Origin of the sequence: Treponema sp. C6A8 (assembly GCF_000619925.1) — a bacterium.
GTDB lineage: Bacteria > Spirochaetota > Spirochaetia > Treponematales > Treponemataceae > Treponema_D.
This window is the reverse complement of record NZ_JHVB01000001.1, coordinates 128353-146103: the sequence shown is the minus strand read 5'-3', so window position 1 is coordinate 146103 and position 17751 is coordinate 128353. Positions and strand designations below refer to the sequence as shown.

15 protein-coding genes are annotated in these 17751 nt (G+C 30.8%); 7 read left to right on the top strand and 8 right to left on the bottom strand.

From position 1 onward, the window contains the following. The first annotated feature begins 194 nt into the window (after positions 1-194). The 4 genes from T530_RS0100620 (at position 195) to T530_RS13150 (ending at position 4269) form a co-directional block, all read left to right on the top strand. Positions 195-1154 (top strand): CBASS cGAMP-activated phospholipase, encoded by a 960-nt coding sequence (locus T530_RS0100620; RefSeq protein ID WP_027727336.1) that lies wholly within the window; start codon positions 195-197, stop codon positions 1152-1154. 12 nt (positions 1155-1166) lie between these two features. Continuing rightward, complete coding sequence (locus T530_RS13155; protein ID WP_051537697.1) at positions 1167-2291, top strand: cyclic GMP-AMP synthase DncV-like nucleotidyltransferase; 1125 nt, start codon at positions 1167-1169, stop codon at positions 2289-2291. 101 nt (positions 2292-2392) lie between these two features. Then, entirely contained in the window at positions 2393-3841 is a 1449-nt protein-coding gene (locus T530_RS0100610; protein WP_038073209.1) for a ThiF family adenylyltransferase, read from the top strand. Further along, a complete protein-coding gene (locus T530_RS13150; protein WP_051537695.1) occupies positions 3826-4269 on the top strand; it encodes a Mov34/MPN/PAD-1 family protein in 444 nt (147 codons plus the stop codon). Before T530_RS0100610 ends, T530_RS13150 begins: the two co-directional genes overlap by 16 nt. A gap of 57 nt (positions 4270-4326) precedes the next feature. Here T530_RS13150 and T530_RS0100600 read toward each other — a convergent pair whose 3' ends face one another. Both T530_RS0100600 and T530_RS0100595 read right to left on the bottom strand, forming a co-directional pair. Beyond that, positions 4327-5223: a hypothetical protein gene (locus tag T530_RS0100600; RefSeq protein WP_027727334.1), complete on the bottom strand. Its 897-nt coding sequence runs from the start codon at positions 5221-5223 to the stop codon at positions 4327-4329. A gap of 56 nt (positions 5224-5279) precedes the next feature. Beyond that, entirely contained in the window at positions 5280-6608 is a 1329-nt protein-coding gene (locus T530_RS0100595; RefSeq protein WP_027727333.1) for a hypothetical protein, read from the bottom strand. 536 nt (positions 6609-7144) lie between these two features. Between T530_RS0100595 and T530_RS0100590 the strand changes: the two genes are divergently transcribed. From T530_RS0100590 to T530_RS0100580, 3 genes are all read left to right on the top strand, one after another. Then, entirely contained in the window at positions 7145-7504 is a 360-nt protein-coding gene (locus tag T530_RS0100590; RefSeq protein WP_156011474.1) for a hypothetical protein, read from the top strand. 159 nt (positions 7505-7663) lie between these two features. After that, positions 7664-8860 (top strand): hypothetical protein, encoded by a 1197-nt coding sequence (locus T530_RS0100585; RefSeq protein WP_027727331.1) that lies wholly within the window; start codon positions 7664-7666, stop codon positions 8858-8860. 163 nt (positions 8861-9023) lie between these two features. Next, a complete protein-coding gene (locus T530_RS0100580) occupies positions 9024-10166 on the top strand; it encodes a reverse transcriptase domain-containing protein (protein ID WP_027727330.1) in 1143 nt (380 codons plus the stop codon). 340 nt (positions 10167-10506) lie between these two features. Here T530_RS0100580 and T530_RS13145 read toward each other — a convergent pair whose 3' ends face one another. The 6 genes from T530_RS13145 to T530_RS0100545 all read right to left on the bottom strand — a co-directional run bounded on the left by T530_RS13145 (position 10507) and on the right by T530_RS0100545 (position 17751). Beyond that, on the bottom strand, positions 10507-11571 hold the full coding sequence (locus tag T530_RS13145; protein ID WP_038073399.1) for a mannose-1-phosphate guanylyltransferase/mannose-6-phosphate isomerase: 1065 nt from the start codon (positions 11569-11571) through the stop codon (positions 10507-10509). 51 nt (positions 11572-11622) lie between these two features. Beyond that, entirely contained in the window at positions 11623-12600 is a 978-nt protein-coding gene (locus T530_RS0100570; protein ID WP_027727329.1) for a GDP-L-fucose synthase, read from the bottom strand. Positions 12601-12602: 2 nt separating this feature from the next. Further along, entirely contained in the window at positions 12603-13679 is a 1077-nt protein-coding gene (gene gmd, locus T530_RS0100565) for a GDP-mannose 4,6-dehydratase (RefSeq protein ID WP_027727328.1), read from the bottom strand. 97 nt (positions 13680-13776) lie between these two features. Next, positions 13777-14652 (bottom strand): AraC family transcriptional regulator, encoded by an 876-nt coding sequence (locus T530_RS0100560; protein ID WP_051537694.1) that lies wholly within the window; start codon positions 14650-14652, stop codon positions 13777-13779. Between the two features lie 61 nt (positions 14653-14713). Next, positions 14714-15505, bottom strand: a complete 792-nt coding sequence (locus tag T530_RS0100555) for a hypothetical protein (protein WP_027727326.1) — start codon at positions 15503-15505, stop codon at positions 14714-14716. Between the two features lie 305 nt (positions 15506-15810). Next, entirely contained in the window at positions 15811-17751 is a 1941-nt protein-coding gene (locus T530_RS0100545) for an AAA family ATPase (RefSeq protein ID WP_027727325.1), read from the bottom strand.

Genomic DNA, 17751 nt, shown 5'->3' with positions numbered 1-17751 from the left:
TGCAGGTTTCTTAAAAAAAATCTTTCATAATTTTTCTCTTTTATCATATTTAATCACGATTTTTTTCAGAAAATATATTTAATTTAAGTTTAACAATTAAGAATAATGGTGCCCTATAAATCAACTTACAAAATTCGTCTGTTTCTTTACTAATAAATTTGACCAAAACTAATTTTCTTTTTTATATTTATAGTATGAATCCTTTTAATATTTTAGCTTTATCTGGTGGTGGTTACAAAGGTCTGTTTTCTGCACGCGTACTTAGTTGTTTAGAAAAAGAATTTGGTTGCCCCATTGCAAAAAAGTTTGATCTCATTGCAGGAACATCAATTGGTGGAATAATCGCAATTGCTCTAGCGCTGGAAATACCTGCAAAAGAAATCGAATCCCTCTTTATTGAAAAAGGTAATATTATATTCAAAAAACGACATCTCTGGTCTAAGGGTATATTATTCAACTCAAAATATAATAATTCAGGATTGAAAGACACTCTAACCATTTTGTTTGAGGATAAAACAATAGGAGACTTAAAACACAGAATTATTATTCCAACTATTAACTACACAGAAGGAAAAACTCAATTGTTCAAAACCCCACATTGTTCAGAGTTATGTAAAGATAAGAACACAAAACTTATTGATGTTGCTATGGCAACGAGCGCAGCCCCAACATACTTTCCCATATATCATAGTACACTTGGAGATTTTGTTGATGGAGGATTGGTTGCCAACCATCCGGGATACTTTGCAACAATAGAAGCTCAAAAATATTTAAATCAAGATGTTCAAAATATACACCAATTACACATAGGTACAATTTCACAGAAATTCATATCCTCATCATCAAACTGTATTTTAACCTCCTCTTTCTTATCGTGGGGTGCTAAACTAATAAGTCTTATATTTTCTTGCCAAGAAAATACCACACACTTTTTCTTAAAATATGTTTTAGGAAATCGATATTATTCTATTGATGCAGAGACGTCTGATGAGCAAGCAAAAAAAATTAAACTAGATGCTGTATCAGAAAAATCAAAAGATCTTTTAATGCAAAAGGCGGAATCTGCTGTCCAAAAATTTATGGGAACTGAAAACTTCAAATTCCTAAAGAATTATTCTGCCCTAGATTTTGATTCCAATTGTAATGATATATAAGGAGAGTAGCCAGTGAGAAACCTTTCACCATTATTTTTCAGAGGGAAAAATAACTTACTCAAAAATATTAGCCTAAGTGAAGAACAAAATCAACTGATGCGAGATGCTGTTTCAAAAATCAAAATATGTCTTAATGAAGCAATTTCTAAAGAATATGGTATACATCCAAGATTTATGACACAGGGATCTGCAGGTTATAAAACTCAGAACACTCCATGTTATTCTTCACAAGAAGTAGATTATGATATTGGGTGCTATTTACCCTTTTCAGAAATTCAAGACACAGGAAAACCCAAAACGGCAGCTAATATTTATTATACAACAGTAGATAATGCTCTTCAAAAATTGGCAGAAGAGAATCATTGGAAAGGAATAAATACTAAAAAACAAACTTGCTCAAGAGTTTGTATTAATTCACAGCTTCATATAGATATTCCGTTATATTCCGTACCGGACGACGAGTTTTCATCAATACATGAACATGCAACAGAGAGTTTCAGTAAATCATTTTGTGCGGCAGATTCAAAATTTGATGAAACAGAAAGTTGGGATGATTTCAATTTTAAAAAAGTTCTGCTAGGAAGAAGAAACGGTGACTGGCAGGAATCGGATCCTCGGAAAATCAACATGTACTTTGCCGATGCATTTGAAAAGAAAGGAGAACAACTCCGCAGATTATGCAGGTATTTAAAAGCATGGCGGGACTTTAAATGGGAAAACGGTGGTCCTAAATCCATATATCTCATGTGTCTTGCAGATGACTTATTTCAATATGAAAACAATTTAGGAGATGACATAGCTTTTTTAGACCTTATTAGCAAAATACCAAATAGATTGGAGAGTGGCGAACCTGTCAAAAATAAAGCAGAAAATGAACCACTACCAATAGATGAATCAGATTGCGAATTATTGAAAGAGTATGCAAAAGCTTTTTCTAAAGATTTATCTTCAGCCATAACAAATGAAATGATTACAGATGAAGAAGCTTGTAAATTATTAAGAAAGCATCTTGGTACAAGATTCCCATTGGAAAGTTTTGTTATTCACGAAAAAGAACGTTTGCGAGAGTATGTAAAATCAACTCCTATAAATGAAGCATCTAAGTCTAGACCTCTAACAAGGACTCGTGCCGGTTGATAAAACAAGTAACAAGATATCTAGCAGATTATAATTTTATCTCATGCTTTAAGCCTGATTTATGTAATAAATATTTCATTTATTCTGGCTATATAGATACTATGCATTATGGAAATGTTGAAATTGAATTATTCTTTAAGAAAGATATACTTACATTTCCAATTGCAATTATTGGAGAAAAATCAAAATCATTTTTTAAAGCTTATCATTTTCCTCACATGAGTATAACCAGCCTAGGTTTAGATATATGCTATCATGATAACAGTATTGTATTTGATACTACAAATATTCAAGGTTCCGTCAAATTTGTTATAGATAGTCTTAAACAAATCCTAAATAATGTACAAGAAGATGACATGGACGAAATAGTTCCGGAATTTAAAAGTTACTGGGATGGAGATAAAAATTATTTCTGTAACTTTGAAAAAGGTATTCCCACACTTGTATTTAGAGAAAATAATTGGCTCAGAGAAACAAAGATTTATAATGAAAATTGTATTCCTATTTTTGAAATAGAAAGTGTTCCAAATATACAAGGTATTAATTGGCCACCAGAAACTAGAGATGATATTATTGAATGGATACAAAATGAGAAAGTATCAAAAGAAATAAAGCGAAAGGCAAAACTTTTTCTTGATACTACTATAGTTTTTTACACAAGAAAAGAACAATTGCTTTTTGGAATACATTTTATATATAAAAGCGAGATAAAAGTTATAAAGCATAAAAATGAAGCACAAAGAAAAGCTTTTCTTAATAAATATGATACAGTGCGTTTTTGGGTTAATAATATTACCCGAAAAAAAGTTTTACAAAGCAATATAGACTCATCTTTTCCAGATTTATCAAATTATGATATTGCAGTTGTAGGAGGAGGAACAATAGGAAGTAATTTATTAGAGCAACTTGTACGACTAGGCGCAGGAAATACAGTTAATCACAAAATTGCAATAATAGATAATGATATTTATATGCCGGAAAACTATTCAAGACATACATTATCTTTTTCGTCATTTGGCAAAAACAAAGCTGTTGAATTAAGAAATAATATTCTATCCTCAAATTCTTTTATAAATATTGAGTCATTCTCTTATTCCATCACTAATTATTCATTAGATACATTCAATATGATTATTGATACAACAGGAGAGGAAAATATTACGGATTATATTAATAGAAAATACAAAACTTTAGACAATAAGACAGTTCTTATTATTGCATGGATACGCACAGATGGCAAGGAAGTGAATTGTCTTATTATTCCAAACACAAAAGCACCTTGTCATGAATGTTTTAAATACTCCAAATTCTATTTCAGAAAAGACATACCTGAAAATTTTCCAAAACGTAATTCATGCAGTTCTGTATATGTTCCATTTCCAATAATTGTATCACAACAAGCTGCACTTCTGACATGTAGGGTTATTCTTGACTTTGTAAATAACCAAATTGCCAATACAATGTTCTACACCCAAGATATAGAATCTGGATTAATTACTTATAATAAAATTGAACTATATGAGGATTGTCCTATATGCTCAGAAAACTAACAGAAGGAATTGTTATAACAACATCACCTTTTTCAGTTGTCATTTTTTCAAAATCTGCAGCAAAAACAATTCTAAAATTTGTACAAAATGATAAACTGAAACCTGAAGCCGGAGGTTTATTGCTAGGATATAGACATGGAAATAATTTTGAAATTACTAAAGTAACAGTTCCCTTTCCAGAAGATATTCAAAAACGAAAATATTTTGAAAGAAACGACAGTAATCATCTTTCTATCTTTTCAAAACTCCGCACGCATAAAAACAGGGCAATATCATTTTTGGGGGAATGGCATACACATCCAGAAAGTAATCCAATACCATCACCTCTAGACAAAAAAGAATGGCAGCAAATCAAAAAACATAACACAGAGTCTCTTATTTTTTGTATTTTGGGTACGGAAAGTACTTATTTTTCTGTTTATAAATGAGTCTGCCATAAAATCTAAGTAAATGACAAGACTTAATTAAATACAGGAACACGCCCATCAAAGTTTTACTTGGCGATAAGCAACTGGAATGTTGAATTTTTCATTCAATTCACTTATGTATTCATCTATTTCAGGAGTACTAGAGCCTGTTCCTACAACAACTATTTTATTTGCATTTCTAACTTTTGGAAAAAATGCGTATTCCATTAACTGACCTAAAGCCTGTCTAACACACAATCTTGCATCTGAATTTGTTTTTATTTCATAGAAGGTTATTATACCATTTTTATCCTTAGTTGCTATATCAATATAATTAATTTTGTTTACAGCATTCTCAGAAACTATTTCAAGATTCTTATCCCTTTTTAATTCTTCAATAAGTTTTTCTTTTATTTGCTCATGAATAACAGTTATTTCAGTTTCCTCTCTAATAATTTCAGGCAAATGCTTCTTTGTTGCAGATTTTTTGCCTTTACCAAATTCAAACCCAACTATAAATCCATTACTTTGTTTTATCTCTTTGAACTTTTCTAGAAGACATTGCAAAGTTCGATTCTTTAATTCTGCCAGATTACTTAGTATCTTTTCTTTTTCACCAACAACAAACTCACTATCCTTCAATCTTATTGCAGGACAAAAGCTACTCCATTCATAACTCATCAACCTTTTATCATGTTTTACTAGAGATTCAATCAATGGAATGAATTTTGGACTATTTGTTTCACTTTCAAAATGTATCTCAACATATATCTTCCCATTAGAATGATACAAATCATTACTATTTCGAATTTGCATAATTTCATAATGGCAGGTATAATTCTTATCTCTTAGAATTTCATCTTTATCATAAATCTGAATATAATAGCAGAAATCATCCTGGCCTCGAAAAAACAACTTTAATTCTTTTTCTAAAAGATCATTGCTTTCAATTTCAGTTAAATAATTATTTGTCATAAATTCTCCATGCTGAAACTAACTTTATCCCCTATTGAAGTGCTTTTTTATCAACATTATTTCGACATCTTCTTCAAAAAATACATCGGATTAGACAACTGAGTTTTCGTAATGTCAAACACATTATACAGACCATTTATAACAGTAAGTCCAGTTGTTACCTTTGAGAACTGCCCTGTGTAATATGAATTTACTGCAAACCCCATATTTATCAAATTGTTTACGGAGAATAATTTTTTCATGGATTTCAGAACAGTATTTGTCGATTTTATTCCTTCCAGATAATCATTCTCAATCTGTTTTATAATGTCATTATAAATCTTTTCATCATTGGCTGCTCGTAATTGTTTTGAATCTTCCTTTATCTTCTTCTGAAACTCAATAAAACTCCAGTGAGCATTTTTTCTTATTTTCATTGCTTTGTCAAAATCCATCTTATCAAGTCCTGGAATATTTAAATCGAACCCCAGGTTATACATATGATTTTTTTGTGAAAGAGAAAAATTAGTGCTATAAAACTTTTTCTGAAAATCATTATAAAGACACACTGGTGAATTAAAATAATTGCAAATGCTATCTCTAAATACAAAAAACTCAATTTTACTTTTTATATACTTTATAATTTCTTCATTAACCCAAGTATTGTATTCCATTGCGTTGGGAACATAGTTACCATCGAATCTAACAATAACATGGTCTTTTTCAAATCTTTCAGGGATCATTACATGATAGTGTGCAATATAAGCACTATCACTTGTATCATTCTTAAATTCTAAAAGGATTTTGTTTGAAATTTTTAACTTAGGATTAGTTCTGTTTTTTTCAAGATTTTTTACTTCTATTTGATTTTGAAACCAGTCGTAAACATTTTTAGGTATATTTTCAATGGATAAATCTGGAACCTTTATAACAGGATTAAAAACTGGCTGTAACCACAAACTGAACGGATAAAATTTTATATAGCCATTTTCAACATTTACACCGGCGGTCAAAGATTTCATATATTCCGCATATGAACCCAACTCTGCTTTGATTTCGTCATTAGAAAGTTTTTCCATTCCCATAGAAACTCTTTCTGTATCTGCAAATTTAATTCGCTTGATATTAAAATTGAAAATAGGATCATCAATAAGGTACGTATCAAGAAAAATACACCCTTGCAGTAATTCTTCCATTGAAGGTAGCGTACTTTTGTTTGATAACGGTTGTATAAAGTTATACTCTTTGTAAACTTCAGCATTAATATCTGATAGATGCTTCAAAATGTAGTCTTGATATGAATGAAGTTCCTTATCAATTTCATCAATTGACCTTCTTGCATAATTCGTTGCAGACTCATTAAAGAGGAAACTTTCTGTTAAAAAATCAAAAGCAATATTTGACATAGTTTATAAAACCTAGTTAATCAATTTTATTCAAATAAGTCGGAAGAATCGACAAGTTCAAATTCTTCATTTTGCCAATAATCAATAACTTATTCTTTTGTCCATTTTGACATATTTATTGACAAAACTCACCATATCCTATAATTTTCAACTGACATTGTATCCGGAAAATGTCAACATAGATGTCGCATAAATATTATCATTATGCAGACTTTTTATCCTCGTTTAGAACTTCAAACTCTAAAGCAGTATATGACAAAGTTCTTTCAGTTAACCAGCGGAGAGGATTCCGTTTCCGTGTTAGAGTCGGGAGGAAATCGTACGCACCTTCAAATGGCGATTTTCTCCCGACTCTAACACAGACACATACCATGGAAATATAGAAGTAAGTGTTTATTGCTTTGCAGTTCGTATTCCAGATGAAGAATATAGCTATGCACTTAAATTCATGTTATATGACAACCATTTAATTACAATCTGTTGTAAAGATGTTACAGGTGGCTTTGAAATAACAGATGATACTTATCAGTTTTTTTTTGAAAAGTAAAGAAGAAAAAGCAAAACTTAAAGTAAAATCGTTTCAACTCTGCATTAATACTATTATGTATATGGATTGTTATCCAGAATGTATTGTTGATGGAATTCCTGAAAATATGGAAGCTAATTTATCTCCGGAAAAAACTTGTAAACTATCCGCTTCTGAAGATATTAAAGAAATAATTAGAAGCGGTGGCGAAAAATCTCCTTATATCAAAGGGACTTATTTTATGACTTTCAGAGACGAACGCTACACGAAAATGCGGGGAAAAACTATTCGTGTAAAAGCAAAATTTATCAAAGGAAAAGCTGTTACTGCTAAAACTGCTGAAGATTTTTCCAGAATGGAAAAATCTTAAATAATCACTTTATGTTTCTGTAGCTTTAAGTACGCCTTATACAACAATTTTATTGTAAAGTGAAGTTTCTTCAAGAAGTTTTAAATTATAATATTCTTATATTTATAAATATACTGTAATAAGCTAAAATAAACACAAATACTTTTTTTTGGAATAATTATGGATCCTTCTTTTATACCTAATTACAATAAATGGATTAAACAATTTGCACCCCAGGATAAATATTATGCAAAGGAACTTGTTGAAAGTTTAATATTCATAACACATGACAATTTCATTAAGTCAATGACAAATGATTTATTAGCTTACATTAATAAATTAACAGGAAACATTGCATTATTTGCCGTACGTGATATTCTCCGTTCTGAGGTAGATTATTTTCCGGACTATTCTGCAAAACCAATTAAGATTAATAATGATATTGGAGTCGGAAGCCAAGGAGAAATCGCACACTTTATTAGAGATTTTCGAAAAAATTATAATAAGGACAATAATTTATTTGATCATCCCAGTTTACAAAGTATGAAAGCTAATAAAGTCCGTAATATTATTTTTATAAATGATATTGGCGCATCTGGTACACAAATCTATGATTTTTTTAAATTCTTTTTCAGAAACAAAACAATAAAAAGTTGGTGGTCCTCAAAATTAATCTCTTTTCATGTTTACTCTCATAACTTGTCATCACAGGGAATGCATACTCTTGTTTATTACAATAAATACATACCGCGTAATAATATTTTTTATAACATACATGCTTCATACGGAGCAAAGGATTGGGATTTAAAGAAAAGACAAAAAATAGAGAATATTTGCCTTAAGTATGGGAATCTAATTGATCCAGAAAAAGCTCTTGGTTATAAGGATTCATTCAGCTTGTATATTTATTCACATAAATGTCCAAATAATGTACCTATTATTATATGGGGTGAAAAAGAAAATGTATGGATTCCATTAATGTATACAAGACCAAATTTCGAAATTTCATCATCATTTATTGGATCTTATCAATTTATTTATACTTTATATGCAAAACTAAAAATTTATGTAAAAAAGAATAGCTATATTCTTCGAAGTGACACAAAAAAAAGTATTCTTATTTTAAAATATCTTAGTAAATTTCGTGGTAATCAAGATTCTGTAAAGAAATTTTTAGATTTAAATAACTTTCAATTGGATTACTATATAAAAGAATTAAAACAATTTAATTGGATTGGTCCAAATGAAGAAATTACAGAACAAGGATATTTAGTACTAAAAAAGATTAATAAACGAAAAAAAGAAAAAACAAAAACAAATATTGAAGAAAATTATGATTTTTATTATCCTACTTCATTGCAGGCACCAAATTATTAGTCTAGCTACTCGTAATGAGACCTGTTTTAAAAACATTTGGAAAGACAGATTTCTGTTTTTCTTGGTAAAATCGACCGCTTAATATTTCTGTCAATGGAAGCCTCGTTCCTACGCAGTGGCTTGGGTCGTTTCCATTGATAGATATACATCATGGTTAAAGTAGATGAAAATTTGGCAGCCTGCTCTTTATAGAAAAACAGCACTAAAAAAGGGGTTATCTCTTTCAATAATTAATAATGCTATCAAAATTTATACTCATTTTTCAAAGACTCCTTTTCCCTGCATTTTAACTATAAATCATTTATCGAAAATATTGAATATTCCCTACCCTGCCTTAAAAAGATATACCTATAATCAAATAGATAATTATAAACATTTTTCAATCAGAAAGAGATCTGGTGGAACAAGAAGAATTTATTCCCCCAATTATAATTTACTTAGAATTCAACAATGGATAAATAGAGAAATTCTTCAAAAAGATACAAATATCTCTGACTTTTCTTATGCTTTTAGGAAAGGTCTTAGTATCAGAGATTGTGCATCAATTCATTGTAATCAATCTTGGCTTATTAAATTTGATATTAAAAATTATTTTGAATCTATATCAGAAATTGATGTTTACAACTATTTTCACAAATTAGGCTATAATAAATTATTATCTTTTCAATTAGCTAGAATCTGTACAGTTAACGATAGCAGAAATAAGACAATAGATACTCTTCCATCAAAATTTATATACCATAAGAATAAACAATACAAATTTCTACAAAATTCTGAAATCGGATTCCTGCCACAAGGGGCTGCGACAAGTCCTATGTTAGCAAATTTAATAACTAGTCAATTAGATGAAGATATAAATAATTTCCTTCAATCCATAGATTTAGATTTTAATTATTCAAGATATGCTGATGATATTTTTATTTCTACTAATTCAAAACAAATTGATGATACACATATTAGGAAGGTTTTAAACTCAGTATATTCAATTATTATTTCCCATGGTTTTGAACCTAATAAAAATAAAACAAAGATTTTTCGCCCAGGAAAATGTAAAAATATTTTAGGAATAAATGTAAATTCTTCTGATGTTAAACTTACAAAACATTTTAGAAACATATTAGAATGTCATTTATTCTACTTTAAAAAAGACAAAATACAACATACTTTAAATAGGGGGTTTAATACCGTTTTTGGAGCAACAGCATACATCCATGGGCTTTTATCTTATGCAGAACAAATAGATTCAAACTATGTAAAAAAATTAAAAAAAAAATATCAAATAGATACAGATTTCTTCAATATTTAAGACGTTATAAAGCTTAAAATAGATATTCGTCATTTTGAAACTAATTATATATTTTGAACTTCTTATTCTTCGTAGAAATTTTGAATCTGCTAAACAAATATTAAATTACAATAAATGACTTAAGCTTATCTTTTATTGATGAGTAATTTAGATCAAAGAAAAGAAATTGACACGAATTAATTTTTATCGCTAACGACACTTTCTTTCTGTTCACCCATATTTCTGACCTTGTAAAATTTTCTGTGTAAATGAGTAACAAATATGATACTCTGTTAGGGTGTTCACTGAACTTAGGTGTGGTTGAAATCAGTGAACTCTAATAGAAAAAGAAGTGCTTGTTTCACAGCTTTGCTTCTCTTTTTTTCATTTCTTCTGCGATTTTCTTTACGTCTTGGATTTTATCTTTTGAAGCAATCAAAAGTGAATCATCGCTATCGACAACTACAATATTATCAAGACCGATTGTCGCAATTGTACGCTGACCGCCCCGGATATAGCTTGTTGCAGTATCAAGAGTAATAACATCACCTTTTACGACATTCTGATTCTCGTCCTTCTTGCTGATGTCATAAAGGGCAGTCCCTGAACCTACATCATCCCAGCCGGCATTAAGCTTAACGATTTTTCCCTTTGAAGTTTTCTCCATGACGGCATAGTCAATGGAATCACCTTTGATTTTACCGAATGAATCCTTATCAAGGCGGATAAAATCTGTCTCTACACTTGCTTTTTCAAAAGCCTCGATAGGAAGTGCTGCCATTTCAGGATTGTGAACTTTCAATTCGTCCAGGAAAGTTGATGCCTTGAAAACAAACATTCCGCTGTTCCATGCATACTCACCGCTTGCAAGATATTCCTGAGCTTTTTCAAGGCATGGTTTTTCAACAAACTTCTCAAGAGTAAAAGCACCGTCAGTTTCTGCCCCAGCAGCTTTTACGTATCCATAACCAGTTGAAGGAAATGTCGGTACAATTCCGAAAGTAACAAGATAGCCTTTTTCTGCATTAAGAGCCGCAGTTTTTACTGCATTCTGGAAAGCAGAAACGTCTGCAATAACATGGTCGCTTGGAAGAACAACTACAACGGCATCTTTATCCTGCTTCATTGCGGCACAACAAGCAGCGGCAATTGCTGGCGCTGTATTTTTTGCCATAGATTCAAGAAGGATTGTAGGCTTCTTGTCAGTTACTTCGCCAATCTGCTGTGCGACCAAGAATCGGTATCCTTCTCCACAAGAAATAACAGGATTTCCAGTTTCAAGACCTTTAAGACGAAGCAAAGTTTCCTGAATCATTGTCTTATCACTTACAAGCGACAAAAATTGTTTCGGATGATCGCCCCAGGAAAGAGGCCAAAGGCGGGTTCCAGCCCCACCGGAAAGAATAATTGGAATAATTGTTGACATAGTTACCTCGAAACAATAAAGGACATCCAAACGGATGCCCTCTTTTTAAATTTACTTCCTTACTTCCCCATGAAGGAAATCATCGTATGCGATTTTTACACCTTCCCGCACATCAACTTTAGCTTTCCAACCAAGCGCGTTCAGACGGGTTACATCACACAGTTTTCGTGGTGTACCATTCGGCTTTGAGATATCCCATTCCATTTTGCATTTACGACCATCTTTACGGACATCAGCATACACGACATCTTCTATAGTTTCTGCAAGTTCTTTGATAGTGCACTCTTTACCGGTTCCAACGTTTACGAAATCTCCTGTAGGAGTTCTCAAATCTGCTGCGTCTTTATTTTCCATAAGGTAAACGACAGCATCTGCAAGGTCGCCTGCATATAGGAACTCACGAAGCGGAGAACCATCACCCCAAAGGTGTACTACATCTTCCCCACTCGCCTTTGCTTCATGGAACCTGCGAATCATAGCTGGGAAAACGTGACTTCCCTGTAATTCGTAATTATCCCCTAACCCGTAAAGGTTTGTAGGCATAACGCTGAGAAAGTTTGTTCCATGCTGTTTGTTATAAGCAGTACAAAGCTTAATTACGCTGATTTTTGCAAGGGCATAGGCATCATTTGTCGGTTCAAGAGGACCTGTAAGAAGAGATTCTTCTTTTATCGGCTGTTCTGCCATTTTAGGGTAGATACAAGTTGAACCAAGGTTCATCAGCTTCTTTACACCATTAATACGGGCAGCTTCAACTACATTAAAGCCAATTACCATATTTTGGTAAATGAAGTCAGCCGGGTAAGTGGAATTAGCTCCAATTCCACCAACATGAGCTGCCGCAAGAAAAACATATTCCGGTTTTTCAGCAGCAAAAAACTCATTTACGGCAGATTGATTAAGCAAATCAAGTTCTTTATGAGTTCTTGTAATAATGTTTGTATAACCTTTTTCTTTAAGGCATCTTACAATGGAACCGCCAACAAGTCCGCGGTGTCCGGCAACATAAATTTTTGCGTTCTTTTCCATAATTATCTCTGATGTAAAGTTTTTTCAGCCTTTACATACTCCATATCATGCTTCATCATTATACGAACAAGTTCAGGGAAGCTTGTCTTTGTCGGATTCCAGCCAAGAACTTTCTTTGTCTTTGTAGGATCACCAAGCAAGGTTTCTACTTCTGCAGGGCGGAAGTATTTAGGGTCAACTTCAATAAGTACTTCTCCAGTTGCCTTGTTATAACCTTTTTCATTTACACCTTCACCTTTGAATTCAATTTCAATACCAGCTTCTTTGAAAGCGTACTGACAGAACTCGCGAACTGAATGCTGTTCACCAGTTGCAACAACAAAGTCGTCAGGTTTATCCTGCTGCAAAATGAGCCACATACATTCAACATAGTCGCGGGCATATCCCCAGTCACGGAGAGCATTTAAATTACCAAGGTAAAGTTTTTTCTGAAAGCCCTGTGCAATGCGACTGGCAGCAAGAGTAATTTTACGGGTAACAAAAGTTTCACCACGACGCTCAGATTCATGATTAAACAAAATACCATTTGAACAGAACATTCCGTAAGATTCACGATAGTTCTTCATAATCCAAAAACCGTACATCTTTGCAACTGCATAAGGAGAACGTGGATAGAATGGAGTTGTTTCTTTCTGTGGAACTTCCTGAACAAGACCAAAAAGTTCAGAAGTAGATGCCTGATAAATACGGCAAGTCTTTTCCATTCCAAGGAAGTGAACAGCTTCAAGAATACGGAGAACACCAGTAGCATCACAGTCTGCAGTATATTCAGGAACCTCAAAAGAAACCTGAACGTGACTCTGTGCACCAAGGTTATAAATTTCTGTAGGTTTTATTTGGCGAATCAAACGGATAAGACTTTCAGAATCTGTAAGGTCACCATAATGCAAATAAACTTTACGATTTTTGTGCATATCTTCAATTGCATCTTCAAGATAAAGATGCTCAATGCGTCCTGTATTAAAAGATGATGAACGACGGATAATACCATGTACTTCGTAACCTTTTTCAAGCAGGAATTCTGCAAGGAAAGAACCGTCCTGACCTGTAATACCTGTTATAAGTGCTATGTTTGCCATAAATTTCTCCAAAATTAATATTTCATATAAATCTTATTAGATAATTATAAAGTATAAATCAGCAAATATAAATCAAAAGTAGCACAATATTGACATTTTACCAGCGTTTTCTATATTCACCGGGTGTCATGCCCTCTATCTTCTTAAAAACACGGATAAAATAATTTGCCTCTTCCAGCCCGCATTCTTCTGCAATCAAATCTAAAGTCTTATTGGAAAAACGAAGTTCATTTTTGGCCATAAGAATTCGTTTTTGCAAAATATAATTATTTACGGTAAGGCCCGTATTTTCCTTAAAAAGCCTTAGCAAATAAGATTTATTTACATTAAACTGATTTGAAACCATTTCTAAGGAAATTTTTGTTGTAAAATTCTGGTCAATAAATGCCTTTACATTTGAAATATTCAGACATTTTGTATTTGAAACTTTTGCCTTTTCAGGATTCCAGGAATATTCCATCAAAAGAGTCAACAAATGCGACAGGTGTTCATTTATCTTCATATCACGGATATATGATGATGAAGAGGCCGTTTCCATAATCAAATCAAGAACTGGCACAAAAGGATTAGGCTTCTTAGAATCCACAGAAAAACAAACTCCACCACCCCGCTCAAGATACTTTGCATAAATCTCACTCATATTAGAGCCATAAAAATGCACCCACTTAAGAGACCAAAGATTTTTACAGGAAGAACTTTGTGAATATTTATTACGGCAGTCAATAAAAGCACAATCCCCTTTCTTCATTAAATAATTCTGATTTTGGTAAGTAAGACTCCCCTCTCCCTCTTCAACGTAGAAAAATAAAAATGAAGAAAGATTCTGTCGGCTTGAAGTATGAGGTTTAATTGCAGTTAGAAAACCTGTTTCCTGCAGATAAAGCAGATTCTGCATAGCAAAAGAGGAAGGCTGATAAATGATTCGGCGACTCTGTACAAGGTCTCCGATGAATAAAGGTGGTGAGTTTTGCATAAAAAAAATACTCAGATAGCACTTGCTTTTTCAGTAAAATCTTTTGAGTTAATTAGTTGTGTTATATTTTATTCTGTTCTTCTATATCCATATATAATTTTTCAAATATTCTTTTATTATTTGTACGAAAAAAACTTTCAAAAATTGCTTCTTTCAATATAGATATTTCGTAATCAGTTAATTTTGTTGTACTTTTTAGCATTTTAAAATAGGAATCATTAAAAATTGTTAATTTATCTAAATATGTTAATGGTTCTATAATATGATATCTATATCTGTCTTGAATTCTAAATATTTGTGCTTCTTTTTCATACAATGTTTTATATTTTATTGGTTTTAATAATAAATTACATTTCTTTATGGTCTTAACAAAAGAAGTTGGCTTTACGAAACTTTGTGTTTCAATTGAAAACTTCATTTCCTCTGAATATTTATAGTTTGGACTAGTTGGAAATAAAGTTTCAAGTTCAGTAGCCGTCATATTTGAACTATAGACATCTTTTACCAATTTAAGTCTAGAATTGCAAACTTGACAGCTAGGAATAAAATTATTAATCGATAGGGAAATCAAATTACATTTATCTTTAGGCAGAAAATGATCAATATCAAATTGTTGTTTAATACGGTATGAAATAATTTTCGTTATTCTTGTTTTTATGCCTTGTATACTAAGATAATCTTTTAATGTGTTTTTTTTATTTTTTCTAATTCTATTTATAAATCCAGTGAGTTGTCTTTTTGTAATATTTGGCTCGTTTACCTTTAAAACCTTTTCTAATTCTTCTATAGGAGCCTTATTTAATAGATAAATTACGTCTTCTTCTTTAGTTTCAAAAATATTAACATATGACATATTGCAATAAATACATGTACTAATATTCAATAAATCTCTATTATCTATAAAAAAACTAATAATAGCAGAAGAAAAGTTATCATATGATAAAAATGTCAAACTCTCAGCATCAGTTTTAAATTGTATATCATTAATTGTATTTATATAAATATTAGCTAATTCTAAAGTAGAGGCTTATTAAATCTCCTAATTTATTTGGTAATTTATATTTATTATATTTTTTTACGAAGTTATCCCAATCAGTATCATTTTGATTTTCAAAATTAATTGCAGATTTATATTTATGAATAACATTACTTGTATAATTAAACTTTAACATTATTAATTCCTAAAGATTGCAGACTCTTTAGAATAAATGGATCTGCTATATAATCAACAATTTGAGAATTTGAATTAAGAAAAGCTTTATCTTCTATTGTTAGGTTACAGTTTCCTTTCTTTGCTATTTCAAATAATCGCGAGATTATCTGTCTAGATCTTTCACCTATAGAACAATCAAGAAAAAACTGGTTTGATAATAAATCATAATAATTTGCACAGAATGATTCTTTCATATCATTTTTTTTAATTGCCTTTCCATTTTCCAATGCTAAAACATTTGATAATGGAATATCACTTAATAGAAAAGGAGAGTGCGTTGCAATTACGATATTTATAGTTTTTATATTAATAAAGCAACATTTTTTTATTACATATAAAAGCTTAGAAATAAACAATCTTTGCCAATCTGGATGTAAATATAATTCAACTTCATCAAAAAATATTAATATATGTTTATACTTTGGATTACTATTTTTGGAATTTAAATTACTCAAATGATATAAAACATAACTTAAACTATATAAAAACTGTTTTTCTCCACTACTCCTCCTTGAAATTAAAGTTTTTTCACCAGCCTTTTTTGTAAGAACAATATCTATGGAATAGAAAGGTGGAGGTAATACAACAAGATAATTATCAATTGTCTGTATATTCTCATAAGGCATTATTTTTGATATATCCAAAGTATATGTTTTATCATAAAGAGAAGTTCTCAAATAATTTAATATCTGAAATATTTTTATTGTGATATGATCAATAGGAGTATCAAGTATTTTGTTTATAATATTTTTAAATTCTTTTATATAATCATTTTCTGATAATTTTGCTGGTAGTTTATTAGAATACAATTCATACCAGCTCAATATTTTTAATGTTTTATAACATAAATAGTTTAAAGCCCGTTCCGATTTTGACACTGTTAATTCTTCTGTCCATATTTTTCTTTCAGTTAGGACTTCTTTCCATGCTGTAATCATCAAAGACTTTATTTTGTCAATATTCGTTTTTGAAAGAGTTTTGTAATTTTTTTTTAAGCAAGGAATTCTTTTTATAAAATTGCCAAGTTTTTGATTAATATTAGTATAATAGCCATTAAGTCTATATGTTAACTTTTCAGGTTTATATCCTTGTATAAAAGAGTCATATTCATCTTGATTATTTAAAGTATTTTGAAATAAGAGAAGAGCAGCAATTATTCGATTCTTTGCTAAATGATCTTCTTTTTCAACATCTATAACTCCAGAAGAACTGCGATATGGAGTGATAACTAAAGGGGTTGTATATCCATCATTCTTGTTAAAAAGACTTGTTAACCATTTTCCGTTAATAAATTTTCTTGAGCAGAATTTGGATTGCTTGGTCGAAAAGTTTGAATTAAAGAGATAGTCGTTTTGGTTAAAAGAATAATTGCTATAATTTACAACAATTGTGTAAAATAGTTTTTTAATAAAGTTTTTTATTTTACTAATCGAATAAGATGTAAGTATATCTGTACACGACTCATTATTTTTGAAAATTTTATCATCTGTATTATTACTATAATAACAATACACATCACAATCAGTTTTATTAGGAACACTAAAATACAACGAGGCTTGAAAACCATAAGCATAATTTATTTCATACCCATACTGACCAAGCAATAAATAACTGAGATTATTAATTAACCGATACAAAAGATCCAATAACGCAGATTTTCCAGCCCCATTTTTCCCAACTAAACAATTTATTGTAATTTTAGGATTCTCATCTTCATTGGAATTATATAAAAATGCCGTTTTATCAGAAAAGGATTTCATTTGAAAATAATCAGGAAGTCCTTTTTCATTTACCTCTATAGGGACAAAAGGAAACCAAGATTTTTTAGTTAAGTTTTTTATTACAGTCTCTGAACCATCTTCTAGATATATTCCAAGCAAATTCAT